A 5,808-nucleotide genomic window follows, 5' to 3' on the forward strand; every position below is an offset into this window, starting at 1 on the left:
TATAGGCGTCACCTGTCAGGCTGTACGAAGCGATTGCGGGCATAGATCCTATCCACCAGAATGCGAAGTGCGGGTTTACTGTCAGAAATTTGCGGCGGCTCGGCAGAACAGGGTCGCCAGCGGGCATCGGGCCACATCCCGATGTGATCACTTCAATATAGCCGATCCGCACGGCCACTTTTATTCGGCTAGACGGACTAGCCATTTCCGAGGCGGATTAAACCATCCAGACGACGGCGTCAGGCTCCGAACTGTTCAGCTGCCACTGTACAGACACCGCTTGAGCTTAGCCCTTCGGGGTGCTTCCAGTTTGGCCGGAAAAGACTCATGAGCTGTCTTTAAGCGTGGCCGCGTAACGGTCTGCTGACGGTCTGAGCACGGTACTCTGAGCAAATGTGCCGAGCGAAATCTGATCTTGGCGGCAAATTATTTACTGCGCCGATCCGCTGCTCTTTCGCAAGGCTTTGGAGATCTTTGATCGGACCCGCTGGCTCTTCCAGCTAAATCCTGAGAGCCTTTGATGCATACTCGGATACTCGACGCTCATTCGTCAACGACAAGGGCGAGCGCCTTCATAAGATATGACCTGCCTCCTGGCTTATCGTTCCCGGTTATGACAGGATGCGGCAGAAAATAGTACCAGCGGATAGTAACGACAGCCTGTGCCCCAAGGCATCTGACAGCGCTCGACACCGTGCACCTATCGTGCTCGCCCAAAGAGCGTCGCGATGAAGTTGCTCCGCTGGGGAGGCTTATGCTGCTGGCGCTCGCTTCCATTTTGCTCAGGATATACCATCTGTTCATTCATGGGATCGTGGTTCGTAACCTCTCGGACATCCTGATCGATCAGGTCATGTAAAGTCTCGCGCCTCCGGTCTGCTGCCCTGTGCAGGACCTCTATCTGGTCAGGGAAATCTCTCCAGCGCTCAAACATGATATACTCTTGGTGCCCCCGCCTGATAGGAGCCGGTCTGCCAAGAATGACCTGATGGCTCACATCCACAACGATCAAAGGGCCATCAGGAAACATCTCGTCAATCCGGATCACCGTCCCTTCAATGAAGCTTTTTTCAGGAAACGGCGGATGAAAATGGGCGCGCACGCTATCGCCGACAGCAATCTTGATTGAACTGTTCTCAGACATTCGCAGACCCTCCACGGCCGCTCGGAAGATGCTGGCACGCCCACATCGCAGCCTGAGTACGATTGGATACACCGATCTTGCGTAGGATCGCTTTAACGTGAWCTTTGATCGTTGCTTCGGCAATGGCGAACTGACGGGCAATCACTTTGTTCGGTGCTCCCACCTTGAGGCAATCCAGAATTTGCCGCTCTCGGATAGAGAGCCGGCACGTTTCCAGATTAGCTGAGCTCGACGCTAACACATCTGTGTCTAGGACCTGTCCTGTCCGGGACGGTGTCATATCCACGACAGCGTGGACAAGAGCTGCAGGGATAACGAATCCTCCGGCCAACGCCAGTTCAAGGTATTTGACAAGAACGTCAGGAGGATATGTGGTCAAGCAAAAGCCATGCACACCCCCCGCATATGCTGACGTCACGAAGCGGATATCGAATTGATCAGCCAGAACCACGATCCGAGCTTCGGGGAACAGCGTTCTCATTTGGCTGATTGTCTCAAGAAAACAGATGGCGGTCTGTTTGGTTTCGATCAGGACCAAGCCCAGCCGGGATGCGGACAGGTGAAGCCATCTAGCCGCGTCAACGGAAACAGCCTCGGTTGGAGCAAACGGTGTCATCTTCAGAAGATCTTGTAAACGTGACCGTTCGATGGTGTCGTTTGAGATGAGTGCCGTCGGTATGACAGTGGTATGGTTGCGATGCAACGTAACCTCTGCTGAGCGAGCATGAGAAAGCGTCAGCGCAGTCAACGGTGGTCCCCAGCTAAGTTTGTTCGGCTTATGGAAGGTAAATGTCCGGCGGCGAACGCGTCTGTCCGGTTCCAGACATAAGAAGTACGCCTATCGTCGAGTGCCGAGCACGCGATGGTCTGGCGACGGAGCTCAGCAAGACAGGCACCTGTCTCGCCGCAATATACGACGTCGAAGCCGACGGCCAGCCTGATTTCCAGATCGAGATCATCGAAATATTCGGAACCAACGACGTGATCCTGAAAGAAGCAGGGCCGGCCCAAGAGGCCTCTGCCCGGATTTGGAGTCAGACACGCCAGAATGGCGAGACGACAGTCTCTTATCTCGGAAAGCCGCATGGGTCCGAATAGGCTTCGTCAATCAAGACGCCGATTCCTTCTGTTATCGGTAAGCCACCAGCGGATCTTTCGCCGCGCGAACGAAGGTCGAGTGCGTATAAGYGCGCTTCCAATGTGATGAAGTGTTGGTCCCTATGGCGCGACTGCTTAGCAACGGGTGTCTTCCCAGGTCTTAAGCGTTGATCAAATCGGTGGCCATCCACGCTTCCAAAATCGGCCTCGCGTGGATAGCTCAAAAAATCTGATGTCCTCTGGATTCGGAACGATGGGCTGGAAGGAGGTTGTGCCATTCTGCAGGCGAAAGCATATCCAGAAATTTGATGATGCTCAAATCAACACTACCGCTCGCACCTAGCCGGCTTCCRCTTTTGAGCTGCGCTGCGTCGAAGAATAGGACAAGTGAGACCCATCTCGAAACCTACAAAGCTGACCTGAGCCCTGGAAACTGGACCAGCCGAAGTGGGAATTTTCCCGTAATCTCTCCCGGCTGGGAGAAGGGAATGGGCCATGAAGGTGTCCAAGTTCTCAGAGCAGCAGATCGCCGTCCTGCTCAAGCAGGTCGATGACGGCGTGAGCGCCAAGGAGGTCTGCCGCAAGGCCGGGATCTCACAACAGACCTACTACCGCTGGCGCAAGAAGTACGGAGGGCTGATGCCCTCGGAGGTGCGTCGCCTCAAGCAGCTCGAGGACGAGAACCGGCGCCTGAAGCAGATGGTGGCGGACCTCTCGCTCGACAAAGCCATGCTGCAGGACGTGCTGTCAAAAAAGCTCTGAAGCCTGCGAGCGCGCGGCGGCTGGTGGATGGTCTGCAAGGCGCGTTTCAGGTCTCGATCCGACGGGCCTGCCACGTGCTGCAGTTCCAGAAGTCCTCTTACTTCTACCGCTCGCGCCGCCTGTCGCAGGCTGCTCTGACCAAGCGCATTCGAGAGATCGCCGAGACCCGCGTGCGCTACGGCTACCGGCGCATTCACGTGCTGTTGCAGCGGGAGGGATGGAGCGTGAACCACAAGCGCGTGTACCGGCTGTATGTCGAAGAAGGCTTGCAGATCAGGAACAAACGGCCGAAGCGCAAGGTGGCCGCGAAGGTACGCTCGGACCGCACGCCACCCGTGGCTCCCAATGAGGTGTGGGCGATGGACTTCCTGTCCGACCAGCTCTTCGACGGCCGCAAGATCCGGATCCTGACCATCGTGGATGCGTTCTCGAAGCTCTCGCCGGCGATCGATGTGCGCTTCCGCTACACGGGCGCTGACGTGGTCACGACCCTCAACCGAGTGGCGGGTATCCATGGCGTTCCGCAAACCATTCGGGTGGACAACGGCACCCACTTCACCACACCCGGCAACATCAGTTCGGCAGCTCCTCTCATCAAAGAGGCGATGGCACGAGGCGAGATCTTCCGCGCTCACTCGTTCGAACTTGCCTGTGCCCAGAACGATATTGATCACCGCCTGACCAAACCGCGCCATCCCTGGACGAACGGACAGGTCGAGAGGATGAACCGCACTCTCAAGGACGCGACGGTCAGACGCTACTACTACGACCGCCATGACCAGCTGCGCGGCCACCTCGGGGACTTCCTCGCCGCTTATAACTTCGCCCGAAGGCTCAAGATCCTGCGCGGCCTCACCCCCTACGAGTACATCTGCAAGATCTGGACAACCGAGCCCCAACGCTTCAGGCTCGACCCGCTCCACCAAATGCCGGGACTAAACATCTAGCGTCATCTCCGGTAGCTTACGGTGCCCGTTGACAGGCATTGCTGGATCGCGAGCGCCGCTTGGTACGAGGCGATCGAGCTTTCCCGGTCAATCGACGGCGAGATCCGCGATTTTCCGCAAACATAGGCTGGTCAGCAACCAGCGTTGAGAGGAGGGCAGGGGGCGTTCGCGCCTCTCGCAAGAGACGCCGAGCATTCTGACAAGGTCGGTCAACGAACGGTGCGTTCGCGCTTGGTTTGAACTCCTGCGAGCGTTGCCTTCAGAACGGGAACGGCTGGATCATTGCAACCAAAAGTAGCGACGATCGTTGCCTTGCAAACATTCCTTTCGACCGAAAAATGTCAGGCCTGCAAAGTTTGACACTGTTCGGACGAGTAATCCCGCCGATCAAGGCAAGTGAGGTAGCGGCTGTCCTCTGATCAGCCGCGACGACTTCAGAAGCCAACCGGATACGCAGACCGGCCGTTTATGAAACCCGTGCACCGGCGCAGCTTGCCAATCGGCGAGTGCATAGCGAAGGTTGGCTCGCCTAATGAAGAATTTGGGCGGCCAGTAAGTCTTGATCAGTCAAATTTGAAGGCACGGTGATCTTAAGCAGAGGCGCGCGAATCAAGTGCGTAACTTCGAATCAGGCGGAACCGGCTTTTTACATTGGGATTGATTCGCCTACTTCCACTAAATGATTCATCGAAAAGAAGTTTTCCAAAGCGAATCTCTTGAATCGTAAACGGATTCTTGCCGCGCGACTCCACACGTCTCTGAGAATCGGGCAACACTCGAAACGCTTTAGAGTGTCTAGGGTGGATTGCCATGGCAGACTTGTCTCGGAGCCGGCGGGTTCAACGCCTCAGAAGCCTTCGTCGTGAGCGGGGCGATCGGGAAATGAACGTGTGGGTTTCGAAACCGGCAGGCGACGCTATCGACCGGGCTGTCGAGAACGGCAGGTTCCGATCGCGCCAGGAGGCCATCGCCTATGCCCTCGAAGCAGTCTTCATTCGCAAGGAGCAGAATGCAGTGATGTAACCGGCAAAGCAAAAGGCCCACGAAGCTGGAAACTTCGAGGGCCTTTGGAGACCCACCGAGGGGTGGGCATAGGAAATGTGTTTGGCGACCATTCTTATGCCRTCCTAACAACCCGAGTGTCAAGAGCATCGGTTTCGGTGAACGCCTCCGCTTTGCCCTCACCAAGGAGGGAATGATGCAGCTTGCATCGTCTGGAGGCCGGCGGCTGAGACATGCCGCTCTGGCATCAAGGAAAGTTGCGCTTGAGAACGGGCGCACCGTAACGCGCAAAGAGCTGTCGGCTGCCGCCCGAGATGCGGCAAAGGCGCTCGACCTAAGACCGGCGCAACGCACTGTTTTGTCAGAACTGGTCGCCTGCTGGGGGGAGCAGGAGTGGGATCGTCTGCTCGTTTGGCCATCCAATGATTATCTCATCGGCCGAACGGGTCTGACGGAGCGCGCAATCCGGCGCATCCTCCGGCAGCTCGTCGACCTGGAGCTGATCTCACCAAAGGACTCGCCGAACGGAAAGCGGTTTGCTGTTAAGGATTTAAGCGGGCAGATCATCGATGCCTATGGCTTCGATTTGACGCCGATCTACGTTCGGCGCGGGGATTGGACCGTGCGGCTGATTGAGCAAAAGCAGCTACGGGAGGTGCGAAAACGAGCTTTTGATGAGGTGACGATCTGCCGACGCGCAACCGAGGAAGCCTTGAGAGCGCTCGCCGAGCACTTTCCTGAGGTAGACCGCACGGACTTCGAGGTCAGATTGAAGGATCTCCAGGCGCGGACCCCTACGCGCTCCAAGGTGACGCTCGCTTCCGAAATCCTTGAAGGGTGGCAGGAGCTGAGGAA

The 5,808-nt window shown here is 56.9% G+C and carries 7 protein-coding genes; 5 read left to right on the plus strand and 2 right to left on the minus strand.

The features are described 5' to 3' along the window. Window positions 1-700 precede the first annotated feature (700 nt). Both ACXJKO_RS29165 and ACXJKO_RS29170 read right to left on the minus strand, forming a co-directional pair. A complete protein-coding gene (locus tag ACXJKO_RS29165) occupies window positions 701-1,144 on the minus strand; it encodes a hypothetical protein (RefSeq protein WP_457094526.1) in 444 nt (147 codons plus the stop codon). After that, window positions 1,137-1,892: a LuxR C-terminal-related transcriptional regulator gene (locus tag ACXJKO_RS29170; protein ID WP_457094527.1), complete on the minus strand. Its 756-nt coding sequence runs from the start codon at window positions 1,890-1,892 to the stop codon at window positions 1,137-1,139. Before ACXJKO_RS29170 ends, ACXJKO_RS29165 begins: the two co-directional genes overlap by 8 nt. Window positions 1,893-1,933: 41 nt before the next feature. Between ACXJKO_RS29170 and ACXJKO_RS29175 the strand changes: the two genes are divergently transcribed. From ACXJKO_RS29175 to ACXJKO_RS29195, 5 genes are all read left to right on the plus strand, one after another. Next, complete coding sequence (locus ACXJKO_RS29175; RefSeq protein WP_457094528.1) at window positions 1,934-2,242, plus strand: hypothetical protein; 309 nt, start codon at window positions 1,934-1,936, stop codon at window positions 2,240-2,242. Between the two features lie 495 nt (window positions 2,243-2,737). After that, window positions 2,738-3,004, plus strand: a complete 267-nt coding sequence (locus ACXJKO_RS29180; RefSeq protein ID WP_457094529.1) for a transposase — start codon at window positions 2,738-2,740, stop codon at window positions 3,002-3,004. Between the two features lie 23 nt (window positions 3,005-3,027). Then, window positions 3,028-3,951: a DDE-type integrase/transposase/recombinase gene (locus ACXJKO_RS29185; RefSeq protein WP_457094530.1), complete on the plus strand. Its 924-nt coding sequence runs from the start codon at window positions 3,028-3,030 to the stop codon at window positions 3,949-3,951. 888 nt (window positions 3,952-4,839) lie between these two features. Beyond that, window positions 4,840-4,974 carry a hypothetical protein gene (locus ACXJKO_RS29190; protein ID WP_457094532.1) on the plus strand — a complete coding sequence of 45 codons (135 nt, stop codon included), beginning with the start codon at window positions 4,840-4,842 and terminating at the stop codon, window positions 4,972-4,974. Between the two features lie 175 nt (window positions 4,975-5,149). Next, window positions 5,150-5,808: helix-turn-helix domain-containing protein (locus ACXJKO_RS29195; RefSeq protein WP_457094531.1), on the plus strand; the 659-nt coding region annotated here is incomplete at its 3' end.

The sequence above is a fragment of the Microvirga sp. P5_D2 genome (assembly GCF_054049475.1).

Coding starts and splice junctions, on each gene's coding strand:
- ACXJKO_RS29175 (WP_457094528.1), top strand. CDS start 1,934: ATGTCCGGCGGCGAACGCGTCTGTCCGGTTCCAGACATAAGAAGTACG.
- ACXJKO_RS29180 (WP_457094529.1), top strand. CDS start 2,738: ATGAAGGTGTCCAAGTTCTCAGAGCAGCAGATCGCCGTCCTGCTCAAG.
- ACXJKO_RS29165 (WP_457094526.1), bottom strand. CDS start 1,144: ATGTCTGAGAACAGTTCAATCAAGATTGCTGTCGGCGATAGCGTGCGC.